The sequence below is a fragment of the Pseudobacteriovorax antillogorgiicola genome (genome assembly GCF_900177345.1).
GTDB classification, from domain to species: Bacteria; Bdellovibrionota_B; Oligoflexia; order Oligoflexales; family Oligoflexaceae; genus Pseudobacteriovorax; species Pseudobacteriovorax antillogorgiicola.
In genome coordinates this window covers 96,451-117,114 of the sequence record NZ_FWZT01000019.1, presented here as the reverse complement: position 1 = coordinate 117,114, position 20,664 = coordinate 96,451, and the positions used below count along the sequence as shown (strand labels likewise).

The window sequence follows — 20,664 nt, the reverse complement described above, 5'->3', positions numbered from 1 at the left end:
TCTCTGCCCAGAGCATACTTCTGGGGAACCGAACGACAGTTTCCCTGAAGATTGAAACCTCGTCCAATGTTTTGTCTTTGATAACTTTGCTATACCAGGAAACGCCGATTGTGCTAGCAGAGCCGAACCACAAAGTACTAGGTGGACGCAAAAAATAATTGAAAGGATTTCTCTTTATGGAAGATTTGTTTGCCAAGTTTTACTTGAAATAGAGCGTTTTTTCGTAAATAGCTCTCTCTTTAGCTACGGGTAGTCTTTCATCACAAAACTCCCTAGGCAGCTCAAAGTCCCTTGGGTATTAGATCTCGTACGACGATTTATTCCAACTGACTGGGTTATCGTGTAAACTAAACGGTTTTTATGAACTAGGAGCTGCTTCAGGCGTGGCCTGGATTGTGCTAAACAAAAGCAGCGCAGGGAAGAGTCCCTGTTTTGCGACACACATTTTTATAGAGGGGGCGGCATCGATGCTTCAATCATCCGATCATTTATCCATCAAATCGCCACTAGCCGGGCAAGTCTATCCGATCGAACAAGTTCCAGATCCTGTCTTCAGTCAACGTATGGCTGGCGATGGCATTTCTGTAGACCCGATCACCGACACGCTTTACGCTCCGGCCGATGGGACAGTGAGCTACATTCATCCGTCATTGCATGCTCTGACCTTAAAATCAGGGCCTTATGAACTGATGATGCACATTGGTATCGATACGGTCGGCTTAAAAGGCGACGGTTTTTCGCAGCTGGTTCAGCCAGGTGATCAGGTTCGCTGCGGTGATCCCCTGATTCGTTTCGACTTAGACAAAGTCGCCAGTAAAGCCAGGAGTCTGATGACGCAAATTTTGGTCACGGGAGATGCTCAGGTCACACCTCGGCTGCAAGGAGGGCGGATCAACGTTGGTGACGAGCTGTTCACCATCGATGGGGGAACAGCTGGCTCTGAGGGAAATCACGCAGTATCTCGGGAAAACGTTCAAAAAGCAGTTGTCAAAATCATCAACCCTACCGGCATCCATGCGCGACCAGCGGCATCGATGGTCACGGAGCTGAAAAAACTCAACGTCGATGTGACACTTCGATCGGGTGGTAAGGAGGCCAACGGCAAAAGCATTATTGCCGTGATGGCCCTGGAACTAGCCTTGGATCAAAAGTGCGAGATTGAAGCCTCTGGACCTGATGCTGAGGAAGCTGTGGCTAGGGTGCAAAACATCTTGGGAGCCTTGCACGATGACGGTAGCGAGCATGGCACCAACCAGGCGAACGCCTCAGCCACCACACCTCAAACCCCCGCGGAAAACCTTGACCCCAATACCTATCAAGGAGCAGGGATTTCAGCGGGTCTAGCGGCTGGAAAGATCTTCTGTCTTTCATCCGAAGAGCGGGAGGTTCCCCAGCATAGCAACGACCCACAAGCTGAGCAGCTTCGTCTGGATCAGGGAATCGAACAAGCGCGGCAAGATATCCAAACCCTCCACCAAAATCTGCAACGCAAGGGCCAGACCAATCGCGCCGCAATCTTTGCTGCCCATCTGGAAATCTTAGACGATCCTGAAATCCTTCACGATACCATCAGAGGCATCAAAAACGGCCAAACCGCAGCCTTTGCCTGGCGAGAGGCATATCGCAGTCGCGAGCAGGCCTTGCAAAAACTGAAGAATGAACTGCTGGCAGCCCGGGCTAATGATCTACGGGACGTGGGTCAGCGAGTTCTAAAACTCCTGCTCGATGAGGAAGGCAGCGGCTGGGACATCCCCGCAGATACCATCATTGTTGCAGAGGATCTCACCCCGTCTGATGTTGTCGGACTCGATACCGAACTCGTCTTAGGCTTTGTGACGATCACAGGTGGTCCCACATCTCATGTGGCTATTCTTGCCAAGTCTCTCGGTATTCCAGCGGTTGCTGGGGTTCGCGAGGATGTGCTGCAAATCACTCCTGGCACCACTGCTATCCTGGACGGATCGGAAGGCACCTTGAAGCTCAAGCCGTCAACAGCGGAAATTAACCAGGTCAAAGCTATTCGAGAGCAGGCGGCGCGGCATCAGCAGGACGTTCTTTCACGAGCTTCAGAAGCAGCCCTTTCTAAAGATGGTCACCAGTTTGAAGTTTGCGCCAACATAGGCAGCCTCAGCGATAGCCAGGAAGGAGTTAGGCTCGGAGCCGAAGGGGTGGGTCTGCTCCGTTCAGAGTTCTTATTCCTTCACCGGGATCGAGAACCCACTATCGATGAACAAGTCAGCATCTATAGCGATATCGGCCAGGCTCTAGGTGATCGCCCTCTCGTGATCCGAACCCTGGACGTCGGCGGCGATAAACCTCTTCCCTATCTCAAGTTCCCTGACGAAGACAATCCGTTTTTGGGAGTTCGCGGTATCCGTATCCATAGAGAAAATCCGCGGATCATCACCCAGCAGGTGGAGGCCATCTGCCAAGCAGCTCAGGACCATCCCATTGCAATCATGTTTCCCATGGTGAGCTTCCTCCACGAAATTCAAGAATTTAAGGCATTGGTACAGGGCATCTGTGAGAAAAAGTCGTGGCGCGTGCCTAAGGTAGGAATCATGATCGAAGTGCCTTCCGCGGCTCTCCAAGCAGAAGTTTTGGCACCAGAGGTGGACTTTTTCTCCATCGGGACCAACGACCTTGCCCAGTATACTTTGGCAACTGACCGCACTCATCGCCAGCTCGCAAAAACCGTGGATGGACTCCATCCCGCTGTATTGCAACTAATCGCCAAGGCTACAGCCGGTGCCAAAAAGTACGGCAAGCACGTGGCAGTCTGCGGCGGCATCGCCAGCGACTTGGATGCTGTTCCCATCCTCATGGGTCTTGGCATTGATGAGTTCAGCGTGAGCCTGCCGATGATTGGAGAAGTGAAGGATGAAATCAGGAAATTCTCTCGACCAGCCTGTCGAGATTTGGGGCAGATGGTTTTAACACTCGGCACGAGCCAAGAGGTTCGACAAGCCGCTCGGGACTTTAGGAGTTAAGGATGGAAACAGCACAAGGAAATGTTTTTAAAAACGCCTTCGATTTTCTACAGAAAATTGGGCGTTCCCTCATGCTGCCAGTAGCAATACTGCCGGTTGCAGGTATCTTGCTCGGAATTGGTGGTGCACTGCTATCCGGAGCGGATCGCGGAGTGATCACTATCGAGTCGGAAGCTCTTCGCACCTTTTTTATGATTCTTCGGTCCAGCGGTGGCCCCATTTTTGACAATCTCGCTCTGATATTCGCCATCGGTACGGCCCTCGGACTGACAAAGAACGATGGAGTATCTGCCATTGCTGCCGTGATCGGCTACGTGGTGATGCTCGGCACCACCGGGGTCGTGGGTCAGGCTTGGGGCATCGAAACCAAAACCATCATGGGAATCCAATCCATCAACACTGGAGTTTTTGGCGGTATCATCATCGGCTGTGCCGCTGCCGCCATGTTCAATCGCTTCTACCAGATTCAGCTGCCGCCTTATCTCGGCTTCTTTTCTGGAAAGCGCTTTGTACCCATCGTCACAGCATTTCTTGCCATCTTAATTGGCTTTATACTGAGTATTATCTGGCCTCCCGTGCAAGGGGTGATTGATAGCATGTCCGACTGGGCTGTTTCGGGAAATATGGCTGTAACTGTATTTATCTACGGACTCGTCGAACGCCTGTTGATTCCTTTTGGCCTCCACCACATCTGGAACGTGCCGTTCTTTTTCGAGATCGGTGAATTCGCGACCGCCTCTGGGGATGTGGTCCACGGGGAGCTAACCCGCTTTTTCAATGGTGATCCCACTGCGGGTAATTTAGGTGGTGGCTACCTCTTCAAAATGTTCGGCCTGCCAGCGGCTGCAATCGCTATGTGGCAGTGTGCCAAGCCAGAAAACAAGACCAAGGTGGGCGGTATCATGATCTCTGCGGCCTTGACGTCCTTTCTGACTGGTATTACTGAGCCCATCGAATTCTCGTTCTTGTTCGTTGCGCCATTGCTTTACGCCGTCCATGCTTTGCTTGCTGGACTCGCCTTCCCTATCATGTATTTGGCTGGAGCTAAACTGGGCTACACCTTCTCCCACGGCTTCATTGACTACACCCTGTTTTTTGCCATGGATACCAATCCAGGAATGGTTTTCATCCTCGGCCCTATCTATGCTGTAGTCTACTACGGTGTATTTCGCTTCTGCATCCAGAAGTTCAACCTCAAAACACCGGGTCGTGAAGCTGAAGGTGAGGCCTCTGCTGACCCAATTGGAAGTAGCAGCCCATCGGGCTCTGGTCAGGGTGGCCTTGTTCCCGTCGCTGCCCGGATTCTCACAGCTCTCGGGGGGGCGGCCAACATCACAGCATTGGATGCCTGCATCACACGCCTACGGGTTTCAGTGAACAGCACCGATCAGGTCGATGAGGCCACCTTAAAGGCTCTGGGTGCCAGCGGAGTTTTAAAGATTGGCAATAACGTGCAGGCCATTTTTGGCACTCAATCCGAGATATTGAAAACAGAAATCGACCGGATTATCAAAGATGGTGGCGAACCCATGGCTACTCAAGCGAGTGCAACTCAGGAGCCCATCGCACCACCAAGTCAGATGATTAGCGAGCAAGAAGCGCGTCAGCACGCCGATGCGATTCGCACGATTTTTGGCGGCACAAGTAATATTGATGACCAGGCCAGCTGTGCCCTGACTAGGATTCGCTTACGTGTGAAAGACCCTAGCCTCATCGATCAAAATCGCCTGAGTGATTATCAGGTGGTACCTTTCGATGATAAGTCCTATCATGTACTCGTTGGTTTGGGCAGCGAGCAAATCAACCGGCTCATCTAGTCCCTTTCACGGACCACAGAGCCGGCAAGTTTAGACATGATAAGCTCCCCTCTGGGAGCTTTTTTTATGACAAAGGATCGATATATGAAGCAAGAAATGACAATTTTTCCTGGCGTTAAGGCTTTGATATTTGATTGTGATGGCACCCTCGTCGATAATATGCATACTCACTTTCTAGCGTGGCACAAAGCATTTAAGGAATGGGACTGCCAATGCACCGACCAATTTCTAAGCGACATGGCAGGAGTTCCGACCCATGAAACCATAGTCGCTTACAATAGGCAATTTGATGCCGACTTGCCGGTAGAAGAATTTGCTGCATTTAAAGACAAGGTTGCTCTGGAGTTTGTCACTGACTTCGAGCCGTTTTCAGACACTGTTCAGTTGGTTAAAGACTACCATGGCCGCATGCCACTAGCGGTGGTTTCCGGTGGCCAAGCCAAGCACGTTCATGGCAGCCTTGACTATATTGGTATTAAAGAACTTTTCAAGACCATCATCACAGCCGACACAGATGTCGCGCCCAAACCTTCCCCTGATATTTTCTTGTTGGCTGCGAAGGAACTTGGCATTCCTCCAGAGCAATGCCAGGTTTTCGAAGATGCCGATCCCGGAATCCAAGGAGCCCTCGCAGCTGGGATGAAGATTACTGACGTTCGCGAGTACCGCTAGTGGGCACTACCTGGGGTGAGAAAAATAAGCTAGAATACAGGGAGAGCCTTTCTCACTCAACTTAGAGACTATTTTCATGTTCGGATTTTTTAAAAAGTCCAAAAAAATAGGGGCTGTGACAGCCCCATTGAAAGACGACGAGCCCACGGTGGCAACTCCTGCCAAAGATTATCAACAAGAGAATCAGAAGCTCAGAAAATACCTAGCGAATCATATCTACGAGAAAACCAATATGGTCGCAGACAATATGAATAAGGTCGTTGCTAACCTAAGTCAATTTACAGAGAGAAAGCAAAAAAGTCTTCAGTCTGTCATGAACCTTAAGGGTGACTTAGACGGAACCATGGAGGACCTCTCAAAATCCATGGCGATCATCAAGCAACTGGAGGAGAGCACAAGCAACCTTTCAAATCTGAAACCTATCATCAACGATCAATCCTCAGACCTTAAAAACCTAGTGACTCGGATTCAAAGCATCAATGAAATCGGAGGACATGTAAAGCTACTGTCCTTTAACGCCTCCTTAGAGGCATCCCGCGCCGGCGATGCTGGCAAGTCGTTTATGGTGGTTGCCGATGAGATTCAAAAGCTCTCGGATCAAACTAAAATCTATCTTTCTGAGATGGATGTTGCATTAGACTCATTCTCATCAAAAAATAGCATCATGAATGAATCGGTATCACAATTCGTCAATGAGGAAATTTCAGCTGTTGGCGATACCGCAACCATTCTGGAGCGGGTACTCGATGATGTTCGAGGTTTGGTTGTAGTTCTCGAACAATTTATGAACGAGGGCAAAGAGCAAGTGGGCGAGCTTCACAAGCTTCAAGATGAAAATGCCAAACGTGTAGAAAACCTTAACTACGAAATGTCGAAACTGATCGACGATACTTTAGGTACAAAAGTTGTTGACCTAAAGCCTGCAGAGGTTATCAATCGCCTGGGAAGCTACAATATTATCGATGTGCGCCGCCCGGATGAGTTTACAGGTGAGCTTAGTCATATCAATGGGGCCAATCTCATTACTATTAGTGATGATTTTAAAACTCGTCTCAAGCATCTACCAAAAGATGAGATTTTTCTGTTTGTCTGCCGTTCCGGTGGCCGTTCCGCAAGAGCCGCTCGCATTGCTCAGCTCACCGGCTTCAAAAATGTTTACAACCTAGAAGGTGGTATGCTTGCTTGGAACAGCAAGCACCTTCCTGTGGCGCGCTTGTCGAAAGCTATCTAGAAGCTATTATACTGATGAAAGGCAAGGGCCAGATGACTGAAAACCTTGATACCTGTGCTAAGAACCCGATCGTTGAAATCAAACGTGGGGTCATGCAGCGAGGGGTAACCCCCTCTCCTACCATCATCTAGACCTAAGAAGAAAAAGCAACCGGGCACTCGCTGCAAATAATAAGAAAAATCTTCTGCTCCCATAGAGGGATGAGGAATATTTTTAAACTTATCCTGCCCGAGAAGCTGGCGAGAAACCTCTTCCAAGTATTGGGTTGGTTTGCTGTGATTCTTAGTCTCTGGATAAATAGGCTTTGTTTCGATAGAACTCTTTACCCCATGGGCTTGGCTGATCCCCTGGATCATGACCTCCATTTTATGAAGAACCTTATCCCGAGTTTCTTCAGAAACCGTCCTTAGAGTACCCTCCAATATCGCTTGATTAGGAATAACATTAACCGCCGTCCCGGCATTGATCTTAGCAATGGTTAGCGCAATCGGCTCTGTAGGAGCAATGGTGCGTGACGAGATGCTCTGTAGGCTGTCAATCATTCTAGCTGCAACCAGGATTTGGTCCGTTCCAAGATGGGGCATCGCGGCATGACAACCTGTTCCCTGAATCTCGATCTTAAACTGCGTGTTAGATGCTAAGATAGGGCCGTCCTTAACCCATACAGAACCTTCAGGCGCTTCCGGCCAGCCATGCATTCCGAAAATGGCATCCACCCTTGGTTCTTCTAGCACACCATCATCACACATACGATCGGCTCCAGCACCGCCCTCTTCCGCTGGTTGAAAGATAAATTTCACAGTGCCGTGGAGGTGTTGCCGCAAGCGGCTCAAAACGAGAGCAGCTCCGAGTAGGTTAGCCATGTGCCCATCGTGGCCGCAAGCATGCATAGTGCCTTCATTCTTGGATTTGTAGGGCACATCGGTCAGCTCGTGAATAGGCAAAGCATCCATATCACCTCTAAGGCCTATGGTAGACCCAGGCTTAGCGCCTTTGAGAATGCCCACCACCCCAAGTTTGCCAACGCCTTCCTGGATTTCGATACCATCGATTTTTGCCAATGCTGCTGCAACCCGTTTGGCTGTATCCACCTCTTGCCAAGTTCTTTCTGGGAACTGATGACACTGATGGCGAAACCCTATAACGTCATCGAGGCAATGATTGACCTCATCATCGACCAATCTCTTTAAATCTTCTCGGATCGAAATCATAGCACCCCTTTCAAAACAAGAGTTATCTGCCATATTAGAACGGCCTTAAACCTACTTGCCTCGATGATGATATGCAAGAAGGTATTGCCTAGATGATGGGTGCTAAGGGATTGAAAGAGTCTATATGGCCAATCAGGCCCTACACAATGCTGTGAGATATAATTTATTCGTCCAGGAGAAAAAGCCGTGGGCGGTTTGCCACTCAGTGGTTATACCTGAGATTCTTCCCCTGCGACACTTACGCTTGAGTTTCTGATAAGCATCATCCACATAATTTGTATTACCTACGAAACCCAGGACGACAAATTGCTCGCTATAGGCCTTAATAACCTTCGTATTCTGAGTGCCTACGGTTTCGAAATCACTAACATGATATTGATGAATGCTATAGGTACAGCCGCTTAGTCCTAGCATCAGTAGTAAAAAACACGTTCGATAGGTCATGCAGCTTTCTCCTAAACACAGTAGCCTTTTGCAGTAATCTGACGTTTCATCACAAGACCGATAAAGTAGTTAAAATTTTCATCCTTAGTAAGAATTCCTTGGATTCGTTTACCATTACATTTCTCCATCAGTCTTGCTGTAACAAGGTCTGCATAATCATTGTCAAAGTTAAAGCCAAATATGATCCACTTGGATGCCTGCGCCGACACCATATTTTTTCGCTTTTTGGGAATCGGCGTGAGGGAAACACTACGCAAAGAAGCGCATGACGATAAGAGTATGACGACCGCGAGGCCTAGAGCTTTCTTCATCTTGATCGACCTATGATTTGGTTAGACAATAGCCTGTGATCTTAATAATCTCACCACTGATAACTGGATATTTTCTTGTCTCCCTAATGGAGTTGAGGCCGCTGATCAAGCCTCTCGGGCAGGCTTGATAGATCTCCTTATAGAAGTTCCGCGCATACTCGCTAAAGTAAATGGGGTTGCCAGTTCTAGGCCCTTGTTGAAAAAGCGCTACAAAACCGCGGATCGCCTCGATATTCTCGTTATCAGACTTGCTTGCAAAAGTTTTTGCAATATCAGCAGCCTCATCCAAATTGATACCTGTCTCGCTCACCTTGAGCTCGAATCGCTCACGTTTCAGACCCCGTCGATTATCGATCTCACCGATCTGGATGTGATGTAAGTTTGCACAACCAGAGAGAAGGTAAGTAGTCAGCACAAAAGCTAATGGTCGATTGTTTATCATTCTACCCTGCACGATCTTATTGAGAATACCTTATTATATCGACCATGCAAAAAAGACGTCAAGAAAAAGCTCGGTTCACAGGTTTATGATCAGGAAAGCTTTGTTTGACTTCTGAGTAAGAGAAACTGTCCCGTAGCGAAAGCTGCAACGAGAAGTGCAACTGCGATCGTCGCAATTATTCCTTGATATGAGCCTATCCACGAACTAAATAGCAAAATCAGAACTGAGCCCAGTACCCACAATGCATCACCAAAACTAAAGTACAGAATCTCCCACTTGATAAAATTCTTTCTTAGAATTGCAGTCAGTAGGTGGGCAGCAAACAGTAAGAGTATGGCTCCCGCCCCCTGAATCACAATCGGAGCTGCGGAAAAGCTCAGGAATTTGATGACCTGAGCAGAGTTCAGCACAAATAAACTCCCAAATACAAGGCAGGACAAGAAATTAAGGGATAGTACAAGTCTAAGCATGAGATAACTCCTTATATAAAGCATTGAATGCAGTGTGCAAATTGCTGTGAGTTTCCTATAACGAACTTGTCTACAAAATCATCAAAGGCATAGTCCCCGACCAAGAATTGGTTGAAAGGCTCGCTTTGAGTCATAAGCTTAAAGTCTGGTTTAGGATGATCACCCTCGCTAAACGTGAAGTCTCCAGACTCAATCTGGAGCCAGTACACGTAGCCATCGATATCGAATTGCCCGATAATTGAAGCCTCCTGACATTTGTCAGGCTGAAATCGAGCCCGGCAAGCCACATAATTCCACATGGGCGACCAGTGATTTTCTTGGGAGAACCGGTCCTTTGCTAGGTGCAAGCCCCACTTAGCGAGAGCAACAACGATGGGTTCTAGATCCCTGCCATAGGCTGTCAACTGCCAATACCCTTCATGGAGGCCCTGAGAAACCTTTTCCACAAGGCCCGCTTGCTGAAGTTCCTTTAGCCGAGTGGTCAGAAGATTGGTTCCCAGCCCCGCCAGGTTTTCGTGAAGGGTTCCAAACCGCCGCGGACCAGGCAGCAAGTCTCGAATGATCAAGAGGGTCCATCGCTCGCCCAAAAGATCCAGTGCAAAGGCAAGTGAACAGTTCTGCTGATAGCTTCGTTTTGCCATAATCATCTCCCCCCTTGTTAAGATGCTTATCGGACGATACTATATTTTATTAAATTATATACTATATTTTTTTAAAGTTTATCATAACATACTAGTTTTATATCGATAATTGTACTCAGGAGACGATCAATTGGTGGTAGCAAAATAATTTATAGGTTGATTGGAGACTCAGCTGCAAAGCTAACTTGGGACGACTGGAAAATTTGGGAGGAGGGATTAGGGGCCCTTAGCCCCTAGGCGTAACGGTAGGCCTTACTCGTCATCGTCGCTTTCGTCTTCGTCTAGCTCTTCATCAAAATCGCCGTCATCATCTTCATCATCAATCTCATCTTCGATGATGGGCGCAACGTCAAGAGAGTCAGTAACTTTGAATTCAACAAAGTCTTCCGAAGTGATCAAGGCCTTGTGACCTTCTTTAAGGCGAATAACCTTAGCTTCGATAGCCTCTTTTTCTGCACCAATTTTGAAGACGGTGACTTTGTCACCTATGCTGATCTGGTCAGCTTCAGCTCTTGTGAGCGCGACTAGGACCGTGCTACGATCCTTAACTTTCAATACTGTCGAGGCGAGTAATACATCAGACTGGGAGAACACCATGAGGAAAAGGATAAGTAAGCGCTTCATAAACAACTCCGCAATAAGAACAACAATTACATACAGAACATCCACTCCACCTCAAGCAATCAGCATACCAAGAAAAAGCCAAGTGATTCTGATGCCAGTAGCGCATAGAAATTAGATCCTTGTAATTAATTCTTACAGCAGATATTCAACTGGCTCAAATAACGGACAATATGAGAACTCATCTCTTGGTTATTTTTCCTATTGCCACGGGCAAAGTTTGTCGATGCTTCTACGGATGGGCGGGTAGTCCAGAGTCTACCTCGTGAGATTCTTACCCCAAGGAGAAGTTGAAATATTATCACAGAGCATTTTTCCCAAAATCACCTCCCCCAAGAGTCGGTATTATATATATGATTACAGATAGTTAAATAATATTTCTAGATTTCCCTAAACCTCTGAGGTCACTTTATCCGAAAAAGTAATGATTTTAAAATACCCGGACGGAAACCAAACGACGCCCTTAAAAAGGCTGGATACCAAACGAAGTCCCTTCTCCTAACAAAGGACTAAGACATGCGTTTGCTGAGCTTTGTTTTTGTCAGTCATTTAGCCTTCATTGGCAGAGTTAGATATCGAAAGTCAACGCAGCAGCCCTTACACCTCCGAAAGAATCTGACAAATATCTCCCTTGAACAGCCGATTAGAATTGTCCCAGCAGTCCTACTCCAACTCCACTTTTTACCAATCATAAGGATCTAAGACTAAGCTAGCCCTTCGCAAGAAAGGCAAAAAACCAAACTGCGATCCAACCCATGAAAGGCGATTAAATGTTTAGGTTACTACTATCTTTTATCTTTATAACCAGCTGTTCATTAAAACCGTCTCCCAATGAAGAGCCATGCGATGTTGCCTATGACCCCAATTTTGAGGAGACGATCTTTCCTCTTGTTAGCGATTGTGGCTCCTGCCATGAATTTGGAGCGACGGGCAGTGCCACAAAGTTTATGGATGGCTCTGGTGCAGAAGATGCTTTTGCTGGGATTTCCAAGCTGATTGGCGATGGTAAAGTCGAAGCTCTCCGCAAAAAACCAACAGGTCTAGTTTCCCATGGCGGTGGAACACTCATTACTAGCGACGATGCTGGGACATGGGATCAATTTCTTGATGGCCTTTCGAGCCAGCAAACGGCCTGCCTGAATGCTAGCGACATTCAAGATAGGGAGGATCCATTAGCTCGATCAACTCCCTACGACTCAAGTTCAAGCGAATCCTGCCAGACAACATTCGAGAAATTTGACTTAGTATCAGGAATACTTGAGAACTGCGTTTCCTGTCACGGGGGAAGTGGCCAGGGGGCTCTTGGTTTTGGTGTATTCGAGATCGGAGGCAACGAGTCATCGGTTTATAAAAAGCTATTGAAGTTTGTTGACTTAAAAGACAACGGTATCGACCTTCTCCAAATGAAGCCTGTAGGCGGCCTAAGCCACAGCGGAGGTGCAGTCTTATCTGAGAAATCAACAGAGTATCAAGCTTGGTTAGCACTTACAAACGAACTTGAAAGCCCAGTATTGAGCTGTTCGAAAGAGGTCTCTGAGCCTATCGATGAACCGTTTGAAATCCACGCAAGGTGTGATTCTTTTGATCCAATTGAAGGCGGCTATAAAAGGCTTACGGCCTATGAATATAGGAAAACTCTGGCCTACCTTACGGCAATCCCTGATTTTGAATCAATCACCCTAGCTGACCTGCCTTCCGATCCTAAAGAGAAGGGCTTCGCAACTATCTCTGGGATCTATACTATGACCGACTCTCACCTCTCAGTGGTCTTTGATAATGCTGAGCTGATTGCGGATGCTATGCTTTCTACTACTTCAGCCTTACCTAATCTTTGCAAGTCTTCGAATATCGGATTTTGTGTTGAAGAATTTATTTCTAACTTTGGCGAGCGCGCATTCAGAAGAGCGCTTGCAGAGGAAGAGCGCGCCAGCCTGCTGTCGATCTATCAAAATTACGATCACCAAAACGGCCTTAAAGCTATTATGATTTCAATCTTGGTGTCACCTTCCTTTTTATACAAGAGCGAGATCGGACATGGTGAGAATGGCACCTATGAGCTGAGTGATCGCGAGATTGCTGATCAACTGAGTTTTATGACACTAGGCCATCCTGCTGAGGGTGAGTTACTCACGGCCGCAGCATCAGGCAAGCTAAGGGATCCGGTTTACAGAGTCTTCTATCTTAAGCAACTTATGGCAAGTGATGGCTTTGCTTTGAAGGGCGAAGAATACGTCAGCTCACTACTGGACGTGTCTTCCATTTCCACCACGGGAAAGGACCCATTACACTATCCAAGTTTCCAGAGCTTAAAACCCAAGTTTGCAAATGAGATCAAAGCCTTTGGTCGGCACCTATTCTCTAACGATGTCGCCTTAGGGGATATCTTAGCTTCAAATTACAGCTTCGTTGATCATGAGCTAGCTTCATTTTACGACATGAACGGCGATAACTTTGAAAAAGCGATTTACCCTGCATCGAGCGGACGTTCGGGGCTTGTAACCCAGGGTGCCTTTTCAAGTGTCCATGGCCATGTAGACTCGTCCGCACCGATTCTCCGAGGCGCAACCCTTGTGAAGCAGGTTCTTTGTAAAAACCTTCCAGAACCACCAAATGATATTCCTCCCATTTCAGCAATCGATGCAACAGGCCTCACTGGTCGCGAGATTGTTGAACTCCATAGCTCAAACGAGGCTTGTGCTAGCTGCCACACCATGATCGACCCACTGGGATTCAGCCTAGAAGGCTTTGATGGAATCGGTGCGAAGCGGTTGATAGATAATGGCTCGATTGTTGACACTGAAGTTTCAATGATTCTGGATGGTACGGACCTTAGTTTTCGCGATGCTAAGGACATGGGCTCAAACCTTGCGAAGTCCAAAGAATTTAATTTTTGTATGCATGAACAAGCTCTAAGGTTTGGCCTAGGCGTATCTCCCAAGCATGGCGAGAATCAGTGCTTTCTCGCTGATATCTGGTCAAACAAGGCTGAGACACTGAGCATGCAAGACATCCTCATTAAAATTGTTCAATCTGACTATTTTATCACTCGTAGAAAGTAGGTACATATTCATGAAAAAACTATCCCGACGAAATCTACTGCGACATATGGCAGCTGGCTCATCAGCACCACTTTGGTTGAATAGCTTCGCTAGCAAAGCCAATGCATCGGAGAAGCCTCCTATGCGACTTATTACTCTCTACAACCCCTTTGGCACCATCAATCGATTCTGGAGACCGAAAGGACTGGCGGGAAGCTACAGTAGGACCGCCTGGACTTTGGACTACGATCACTCAATTTTAGCTCCCCTTGAAGGTTTCAAGGACAAAATCACAGTGCTTGATGGCATTGACTATAAGGCCTGCTATTCAAACTCAAGAACAGGTCATGAGGCTGGAATTGCGTCGTCTTTAACCGGAGCTCGGATGGAGACAACTTTCACGCACAAGGCTGAAGACATCGCTAAGGGATCGATCGACCAATACGTTGCAAGTATTATCGGATCAAACACCCCCATACGCTCTTTATCCTTGGCAGCTGGTTTTGCAGGTGGAACAAGTGTTTACGATACAACATCCTACGCCCCTGGCGGCATTAAGATACCAACAATCAATGACCCGGTTTCCCTCTATAACCAGCTCTTCTCGAATACATCAGAGTCTGGCTCAGAGCTTTCCACAGCGTCTAAGATTCGCCAGTCGGCGGTTGATTTCGCGCTACGGGACATTAACGCTATCAAAGCAAAGTCGCCTGCCAATAAAAGAGAAATTCTTGATGTTAATCTAGATTCACTCAGAAATATTGAGAACAGTTTTAAAAATATTGGCGTGTGCTCCCTCGGTCAGAAACCAAGCACCTTGCCCTACCTTGACCTTGCCAACGCGGATCAGGTGATTGACTTGCAGCTTGACCTTCTGGTTCAAGCTCTTTCCTGCCAAATAACCAACGTTGCGAGCTTCAGCTTCAACCTCAACCGAATTCCCTTCATCGATGGACTAAACATCGACATTCACAACGATGTTACTCATATGCTAGGAACCAAGGAATCGACTTCTTCAACACCTCAAGGGCTAGAATGGAAGATGATTGCATATCACAACTACTTGGCTCAGAAGGTTGAAAGATTGATGAGCGCTCTAGCTGCAAGAACTGAGGCAGACGGCTCAACTCTACTCGATAATACAGTGATCCTGTGGGTCAATGAACTTGGCTATAGCGGCATTCATGGCAACATGAATGTTCCTTGGCTCTTGTTAGGAGGGGCTCAGGGTAGGCTTGATATGGGATCATGGTATAAGCTTTCTCAAGATCATAACTACGATTGCACCTACTTTTTTGCACAAGAAAAATGCGGCGGTAGTGATAAGCTTGCACTCCACGCACCGCACAACAATGTACTCGTATCGATCTTAAATGCCTTTGGAATCAATGATGATCATTTTGGATACTCCGGAATCACGGGGCAGCTAGCAGGTCTAAATTCATGATTTTGAATCGCTCTTCATAAGGACCTAGTGCTTAGTCACATTGGATTCTCAGCTAGGCGTCGAGGAATGATTGAGGAGATAGTACTCCCGTACAGCGACGATTGAGAGACGAAGACAAAAACGCCGAGGATTCAATGTGACTAAGCACTAGGGCCTATATGTGTTGATGACTGTACCTGTTAGGTCATTAGGAAAGGTTTCAGTAGAAAAGCAGGTCTGATTTGATTGATGAAGCAGCCCCTCAAGTAGGGCAGCTCCCTCATCGCTACTTCTTACTTGGCCCGTGTAGAAAGTCGTCCAAAACTCATGGGTAAAGACCTCTTTGATACCAGTCATGATCCCTGAGAATATAATATCCACTATAAAATGTAGCATCTTGTCAAAAAGGTTTTTTCCTTGGCCCGAATACTGGATGATCAATTCGGGCAGAAACCGAAACATCGCAACGGGATTCACATCTTGACGAAGCAAAGCAAGTTCAAAATTAGATTGGTCATAGGGGTAAAAAAGAGAATAGTCATCACTTTGGCAGGAGCTAGAGCTTATAGAAAACGATAGTAGTTGACTCTCCTGAGACAGAAAAAACTTCCCGACTCTTAGCTCGTGAAAAACAAAACCATTTAGCTTTAAAAACACATACTGCTGATAGCTACCATCTGGAGTAAATTTGAAGAAGCTCTGAACAGATGGATTGGTCTCACTATACCAAACAACGTCTTTATCCAAGCTTTCATGGCAATTATTCTGGTTGAGACTAATACAGCTCTGAGGTTTGTTACCAACATCCTTTTTCGGGCATGATTTCCCAATCATGGTTTCATATGGATTCCGACCACACTTGTCGCCACAGGAAGTCATCCACGATAGAATGCTAGTAAAAAGGATGCAAACTAGTATTTTATAAATAATTTTAGTAATTTGCAATATTAGCTCACTTTTTGTTCGATGCCTAAAGCTTGTACCAGAACGAAAGGACCCACAATCGATGCCTATATTGCAAAAGGAAATCGATAGGATAATTGAGCCTGCTAGTATCAGGGTTTCTTTCTGCTGGAGGTTGCTGCTGAGTCACAACGATCGCACCTCAGCTCAGTGCGACCAAGTCGAAGCAGTGCAGGAAAATTCTCGCCTCAAAGACAGGCTCAAAAGTGAGCCTAATCCACAAAAGTCTTTTGATAGCAACTTAGCCAGTGAATGCCATAAGCCCGATATTTACCAGGGCACACATAGCCAAAGTAAGTCTGGGCCGCGGCTGAATAAGAAACTTGGAAACCAAAAGTGATAATATCAAAGTAACAGAGCTAATCAGCAACAGTTTAACAGTCGTTGGCACACTCTGCCACGGAGCAAGCAATAACTGAAGGGCCAGACAAAACACATAATGCCCCAGATAAATCTCATAAGAATACTGAGCCAACTGCTTATCAATAAAGGTTTGCTGATTCCAAAACTTTTGTGCAGTGATAAGGATCGTAACTAAGAGACTTAGGCTAAGACTAGCCCTGCTTAATAAATAGGTTAGGCTTTCTGGTTTGAAATTTTCACCTACCCAAACAAAAATCCCGAGACACGTTAGAGATGCACCAACCCAGAAAATCCAAGGACCAGGAATAGAACTTTCTTTAAACCACAGATGCCGAGATGCCCACATTCCTAGGAAAAAGAAACTGATATAGGTAATGGAGCGTGTTGGTTGAAACTCTAGAATCGGGATCACAAGATACCAAGTTGATTCCGACATAAACTGGCAAAGGAGATAAGGCACTCCAGTATTGATCAGGAGCACTAGGGCCAAGGCTAGAAAAATTTTTGGGGAGCTGACCGATCTTGATTGGGAAAAGAAAGTTCGAAACCCAGAGATTTTCCAGAGGAATCCTGCGAGCAAGAAAAGACAAAGCAGAAAGCTCAGATACCACAGATGGCCGTATGAAAAAGAGTTCATATTATCCCAAACACTAGCTCGAAGATTAAAGAAGTCAGCATTGACCATCAGCCAGTATTCAAGGAAACCCATACCTGCAATTTCATTGGTATCGCTGTGAGCGCGAAAGTTCCAAGCGTAGTGGAGGATAGAGATGACGAGAACAGCTCCGAAGATCATTGGATAGCCGAGTCGACGCCACTTATCCTTCCAAAAATCTCGGAGTGTTTTTTTCCGCAAGGAAGGCAATACAAAGTAACCAGCTATAAAAAAAAGGACAGGTAATTGGAAGGTTTGCAAGATGCGATTGAGAACATCGATCCCAGCTGCTGGATTCTGATCCATCACATACCACCAGTCAGCCGAGCTTTCCAGACTACGGCCAGAGTGAAAAACAACGACAGCCATCACCATCAGATAGCGAACATTGCTAAAAAATAGAGTTGAACTCTGCCTTTGGCTCATCAGGTCTCCTTTATACCTCACGTGAAGCACAAGCATTTTTCAATGTTATTCTGGAACTTTAGGCAGATATCTGATTTGGCTCAAGCTCTTTTTAATGAAATTGACAGTGAACCTTGGAAAATGGTGGGAACGACATATCAACAGAATCAAGATGCAGATTGATTAGCCTGAGATTGTAGCTCTGCGAGTTTAAAATCTCCTTGAAGAGTGAAAGGCAGATAGACATCGTCACGCCCCTGCTTCAGGGCTGCCATGGCTGCTTCCTGGTCAAAATCGCTGGGAATCATCACCGAAAGATGGGTATGCAAGACTTCGGCATAATGATTGACGGCATCCATACCAACACCTCGCCCCGAGATATCTGAAACCTTTTCTGCTGTAGACACACCGGCGACGAAGATTTGTTCAGCAATGTCATGAATCCCAGCATCCTCACTTAGAAAGCCCTTATCGATAGCTATGCGGCGAATCTTCCCTAAATTCAAGCCCCGCCCATCATCCTCATAGAGGAATCGGACATAGCCGTCATCGACAATTCTAATTTCGATTTTGATAGTTCCATAGTCAGGCTTACCTTTACTGAGCCGCTCTTCAAGACCCTCAATCCCATGATCGATAGAGTTTCGAGTGAGATGATTCAAGACGTTTTGAAAGATCTCTTCTAGCTCTTCCCCAATGATATGATACCGATCCGGGTTGCTAACGATAAGATTAGGCTCTTCTTTTTCTAGCTCATTGGCCAATCGTACCAGCCCTGGCCTTACCTGCTCATCAATAAAACGCTCAAACAGGATGTTGCGCATCCGTCTTCTCGCCTCAACTTTTAGATTCTTGAACTTTGCCTGGAAGACCTCGTCATACTCCTCAATCAGTTGGAATAAAGCCTCGGCACAGTGTCTCAATGAATCGATTTTGTGATCTCCATCCCCTACCCGCTTGAGCTCATCCTCCACTAGATGGGTTTCATCAGAAATCCCTTTAAGCCCCAAAGCTCTAGCGTTACCTTTAATCGTATGAAGCTCTCGATAAAGAGAATCATACTGGCTTTTTTCATAGCGATAGTCTCTGAGCGTCGAGCGCAAGGCAAAAATTCGACTCTCAGTTCGGGCTAGGAAAGCATCGACCTTATTGAGGTCTTGATCCAGGATTTCTAATAGGATTCTAAGTCTTGCGTCCTTTGCTTGAGCTTCTTGCTTTAACTTTTTAATTTCTGTTACATCCCGTACAGCCACCAGAACCTTGTTGATTGTGCCATCGTTTCCGACCACTGGACTCCAATCCAGTTCCATATGAGTCACAGGCCCACCTTCGATGTGCTGCTGCGAGATCTCGTGAACCAAACCAGTGAGATTAGCTTCCCAGTTGATCAAATCCTCATCTAAAGAGCATTCAATCACTGCACGATTACGATTTTGCTGGTCTCCACTTACATTGCTGTCAGAGAAAAGTGTTTTAAAGGCATCTTTGCCCGCTAGCTCTTTTTCTTGGACAATCGTTTCTAGGTAAGAGGAGTATTCCGGCATAATTTTTAGGTCGTCTTTGAAGGTAAATATACCTTGCTTGATATGGAGTAAGATTTCTCGTATGTCGCGAGTTTTTTCCTGAACCCTTTCATCTAGCTCTCGAATGGAAGCTTCCTGAACATGGATCAAGTCTTCCTGCGCCTTCTTCTTCTCTTCGCTTTCCTCCCGAAGCTTACGCTCCAAAAGGAACTTTTCCTTGCGAATGTGATTCATTCGTGCGCCTAGAGCAAGCGACAATAAGGTCATCTCACAAACTGAACCAACCACTTGAGACCACGAAGTCCAGAAGTTGCCCTTGATGATTGATGCTCCCTCTAAAATAAATACGATATTCCCCCCTAAAATCATCGACCAGGCGAGAGTGTAATACCTTGCGGGAGCATAACCGCCCAGTGAACGAGAGACTCCAAGCACTAGCAGGATGATTGAGCTAACCAGAGACATCAGAACTGACAGCTGGATGGACCACAGGAATGTTCCTCCAGTAACGATCATCGCCAACATGTTTAATCCGAGTACAACTAGTAGACCCTGTAAAAAGCGATTCCATCCAGGTGCATCTTGTTTCAAATTAAGGAAATCCATGGAAAATAAGATCGCTGAAAACGCAATCGCATCGATCACAACATAAAGGTCCCCCCCCGTAAAGGGTAAGTGGCTGCCGTCGATCCCAAACATGACAGGGACCACACCGTAGTAGGACATCGCGAAACACAAATAGCAAGCGATGTAAAGACTATAGAGGTAATATGTGCGAGAGTTCGCCGAGATCGCTAGGAATAGATTGTATAACCCCATCACAAGAATGCCACCAAACAGAATTCCCATGAAAATCGATTCGGCGATCTTAAAGTTTTTGAATGTCACTGGGTCCCAGAGATAAAGAACAAACTGGACACCACTAGTGGTCTCCTGTTTCAGGTAGACTAAGTTGTCTCCAGGGGCTAAGTTGAGTTGGAAAACTGGATTTCGATAGTTTACATAGCGATTTTTAATGGGTTCCTTGTCGCCCATGCGAGCCCGATGCAAGATGTCACCAGAGGGTCCTAGGTGATACATGGTAAGGTGATCGATAGCGCTATAATCGGCTTCGAGAAGAATCGTCACAGTCTCGTTAAACGGATTATTAATCGTCAGGCGAGCCCAAAATGGATAGGGTTTCGCATAACCGAACCGCGCGACATCCTTACCCGTCGATTTAAAGCGCTCATCCAACTTACCAGAAATCACCTGCCGATCTTTGTAATGTTGGCCTGGATCTTGGAAATAGACTGCTTTGCCCCCAACATTCCACTGATGAAGGGTCTTTGATGGAAGGGTTACGAGATTGTCTCCGGCGCCATAGCCATAATGACTTTGAGCTAGTAGTGCAAAGAGGAACAAGATCGAAAGCAGGATCGATTTCATGAGCATCCAACTC

Annotated in this window: 16 protein-coding genes; 6 read left to right on the top strand and 10 right to left on the bottom strand. The window is 46.6% G+C overall.

The features are described 5' to 3' along the window. Nucleotides 1-467: 467 nt before the first annotated feature. The 4 genes from ptsP to B9N89_RS21950 all read left to right on the top strand — a co-directional run bounded on the left by ptsP (nt 468) and on the right by B9N89_RS21950 (nt 6,710). A complete protein-coding gene (gene ptsP, locus B9N89_RS21965) occupies nt 468-2,990 on the top strand; it encodes a phosphoenolpyruvate--protein phosphotransferase (RefSeq protein ID WP_132322681.1) in 2,523 nt (840 codons plus the stop codon). A 2-nt stretch (nt 2,991-2,992) separates the two neighbouring features. Continuing rightward, complete coding sequence (ptsG, locus tag B9N89_RS21960) at nt 2,993-4,807, top strand: glucose-specific PTS transporter subunit IIBC (RefSeq protein WP_132322679.1); 1,815 nt, start codon at nt 2,993-2,995, stop codon at nt 4,805-4,807. A gap of 66 nt (nt 4,808-4,873) precedes the next feature. Then, the gene (locus tag B9N89_RS21955) at nt 4,874-5,479 is read left to right on the top strand and encodes an HAD family hydrolase (RefSeq protein ID WP_159455553.1); all 606 of its coding nucleotides are present in this window, start codon (nt 4,874-4,876) and stop codon (nt 5,477-5,479) included. A 76-nt stretch (nt 5,480-5,555) separates the two neighbouring features. Further along, on the top strand, nt 5,556-6,710 hold the full coding sequence (locus B9N89_RS21950; protein ID WP_132322675.1) for a rhodanese-like domain-containing protein: 1,155 nt from the start codon (nt 5,556-5,558) through the stop codon (nt 6,708-6,710). Here the strand turns inward: B9N89_RS21950 and B9N89_RS21945 are convergent. The 7 genes from B9N89_RS21945 to B9N89_RS21915 all read right to left on the bottom strand — a co-directional run bounded on the left by B9N89_RS21945 (nt 6,707) and on the right by B9N89_RS21915 (nt 10,853). Then, complete coding sequence (locus B9N89_RS21945; protein ID WP_159455552.1) at nt 6,707-7,921, bottom strand: M20 metallopeptidase family protein; 1,215 nt, start codon at nt 7,919-7,921, stop codon at nt 6,707-6,709. The genes B9N89_RS21950 and B9N89_RS21945 overlap by 4 nt on opposite strands. Before the next feature lie 132 nt (nt 7,922-8,053). After that, entirely contained in the window at nt 8,054-8,365 is a 312-nt protein-coding gene (locus B9N89_RS21940; RefSeq protein ID WP_132322671.1) for a hypothetical protein, read from the bottom strand. A gap of 11 nt (nt 8,366-8,376) precedes the next feature. Further along, nucleotides 8,377-8,676, bottom strand: coding sequence for a hypothetical protein (locus tag B9N89_RS21935; RefSeq protein ID WP_132322669.1), 300 nt, complete (start codon nt 8,674-8,676; stop codon nt 8,377-8,379). A 10-nt stretch (nt 8,677-8,686) separates the two neighbouring features. Further along, nucleotides 8,687-9,118 (bottom strand): hypothetical protein, encoded by a 432-nt coding sequence (locus B9N89_RS21930; RefSeq protein WP_132322667.1) that lies wholly within the window; start codon nt 9,116-9,118, stop codon nt 8,687-8,689. Between the two features lie 89 nt (nt 9,119-9,207). Next, nucleotides 9,208-9,588, bottom strand: coding sequence for a hypothetical protein (locus tag B9N89_RS21925; RefSeq protein WP_132322665.1), 381 nt, complete (start codon nt 9,586-9,588; stop codon nt 9,208-9,210). Nucleotides 9,589-9,599: 11 nt separating this feature from the next. Continuing rightward, nucleotides 9,600-10,229, bottom strand: coding sequence for a winged helix-turn-helix transcriptional regulator (locus B9N89_RS21920; protein ID WP_159455551.1), 630 nt, complete (start codon nt 10,227-10,229; stop codon nt 9,600-9,602). A gap of 252 nt (nt 10,230-10,481) precedes the next feature. Further along, the gene (locus B9N89_RS21915) at nt 10,482-10,853 is read right to left on the bottom strand and encodes a hypothetical protein (RefSeq protein ID WP_132322661.1); all 372 of its coding nucleotides are present in this window, start codon (nt 10,851-10,853) and stop codon (nt 10,482-10,484) included. Nucleotides 10,854-11,620: 767 nt separating this feature from the next. Between B9N89_RS21915 and B9N89_RS21910 the strand changes: the two genes are divergently transcribed. Continuing rightward, nucleotides 11,621-13,909, top strand: a complete 2,289-nt coding sequence (locus B9N89_RS21910) for a DUF1588 domain-containing protein (protein ID WP_132322659.1) — start codon at nt 11,621-11,623, stop codon at nt 13,907-13,909. Nucleotides 13,910-13,919: 10 nt separating this feature from the next. Beyond that, the gene (locus B9N89_RS21905) at nt 13,920-15,335 is read left to right on the top strand and encodes a DUF1552 domain-containing protein (RefSeq protein WP_132322657.1); all 1,416 of its coding nucleotides are present in this window, start codon (nt 13,920-13,922) and stop codon (nt 15,333-15,335) included. A 147-nt stretch (nt 15,336-15,482) separates the two neighbouring features. Here B9N89_RS21905 and B9N89_RS21900 read toward each other — a convergent pair whose 3' ends face one another. The 3 genes from B9N89_RS21900 to B9N89_RS21890 all read right to left on the bottom strand — a co-directional run bounded on the left by B9N89_RS21900 (nt 15,483) and on the right by B9N89_RS21890 (nt 20,651). Next, the gene (locus tag B9N89_RS21900) at nt 15,483-16,148 is read right to left on the bottom strand and encodes a hypothetical protein (protein ID WP_132322655.1); all 666 of its coding nucleotides are present in this window, start codon (nt 16,146-16,148) and stop codon (nt 15,483-15,485) included. 370 nt (nt 16,149-16,518) lie between these two features. Next, complete coding sequence (locus B9N89_RS21895) at nt 16,519-17,721, bottom strand: acyltransferase family protein (RefSeq protein WP_159455550.1); 1,203 nt, start codon at nt 17,719-17,721, stop codon at nt 16,519-16,521. Nucleotides 17,722-17,867: 146 nt separating this feature from the next. Further along, nucleotides 17,868-20,651 (bottom strand): 7TM diverse intracellular signaling domain-containing protein, encoded by a 2,784-nt coding sequence (locus tag B9N89_RS21890; protein ID WP_159455549.1) that lies wholly within the window; start codon nt 20,649-20,651, stop codon nt 17,868-17,870. Between the last annotated feature and the right edge of the window lie 13 nt (nt 20,652-20,664).

Bases quoted from the DNA above. Each gene is read 5' to 3' on its own strand.
- B9N89_RS21900 (WP_132322655.1), bottom strand. From the start codon at position 16,148: ATGATTGGGAAATCATGCCCGAAAAAGGATGTTGGTAACAAACCTCAG.
- B9N89_RS21945 (WP_159455552.1), bottom strand. From the start codon at position 7,921: ATGATTTCGATCCGAGAAGATTTAAAGAGATTGGTCGATGATGAGGTC.
- B9N89_RS21925 (WP_132322665.1), bottom strand. From the start codon at position 9,588: ATGCTTAGACTTGTACTATCCCTTAATTTCTTGTCCTGCCTTGTATTT.
- B9N89_RS21910 (WP_132322659.1), top strand. From the start codon at position 11,621: ATGTTTAGGTTACTACTATCTTTTATCTTTATAACCAGCTGTTCATTA.
- B9N89_RS21940 (WP_132322671.1), bottom strand. From the start codon at position 8,365: ATGACCTATCGAACGTGTTTTTTACTACTGATGCTAGGACTAAGCGGC.
- B9N89_RS21930 (WP_132322667.1), bottom strand. From the start codon at position 9,118: ATGATAAACAATCGACCATTAGCTTTTGTGCTGACTACTTACCTTCTC.
- ptsG (WP_132322679.1), top strand. From the start codon at position 2,993: ATGGAAACAGCACAAGGAAATGTTTTTAAAAACGCCTTCGATTTTCTA.
- B9N89_RS21935 (WP_132322669.1), bottom strand. From the start codon at position 8,676: ATGAAGAAAGCTCTAGGCCTCGCGGTCGTCATACTCTTATCGTCATGC.
- B9N89_RS21890 (WP_159455549.1), bottom strand. From the start codon at position 20,651: ATGAAATCGATCCTGCTTTCGATCTTGTTCCTCTTTGCACTACTAGCT.
- ptsP (WP_132322681.1), top strand. From the start codon at position 468: ATGCTTCAATCATCCGATCATTTATCCATCAAATCGCCACTAGCCGGG.
- B9N89_RS21955 (WP_159455553.1), top strand. From the start codon at position 4,874: ATGACAAAGGATCGATATATGAAGCAAGAAATGACAATTTTTCCTGGC.
- B9N89_RS21905 (WP_132322657.1), top strand. From the start codon at position 13,920: ATGAAAAAACTATCCCGACGAAATCTACTGCGACATATGGCAGCTGGC.
- B9N89_RS21920 (WP_159455551.1), bottom strand. From the start codon at position 10,229: ATGGCAAAACGAAGCTATCAGCAGAACTGTTCACTTGCCTTTGCACTG.
- B9N89_RS21915 (WP_132322661.1), bottom strand. From the start codon at position 10,853: ATGAAGCGCTTACTTATCCTTTTCCTCATGGTGTTCTCCCAGTCTGAT.
- B9N89_RS21895 (WP_159455550.1), bottom strand. From the start codon at position 17,721: ATGAGCCAAAGGCAGAGTTCAACTCTATTTTTTAGCAATGTTCGCTAT.
- B9N89_RS21950 (WP_132322675.1), top strand. From the start codon at position 5,556: ATGTTCGGATTTTTTAAAAAGTCCAAAAAAATAGGGGCTGTGACAGCC.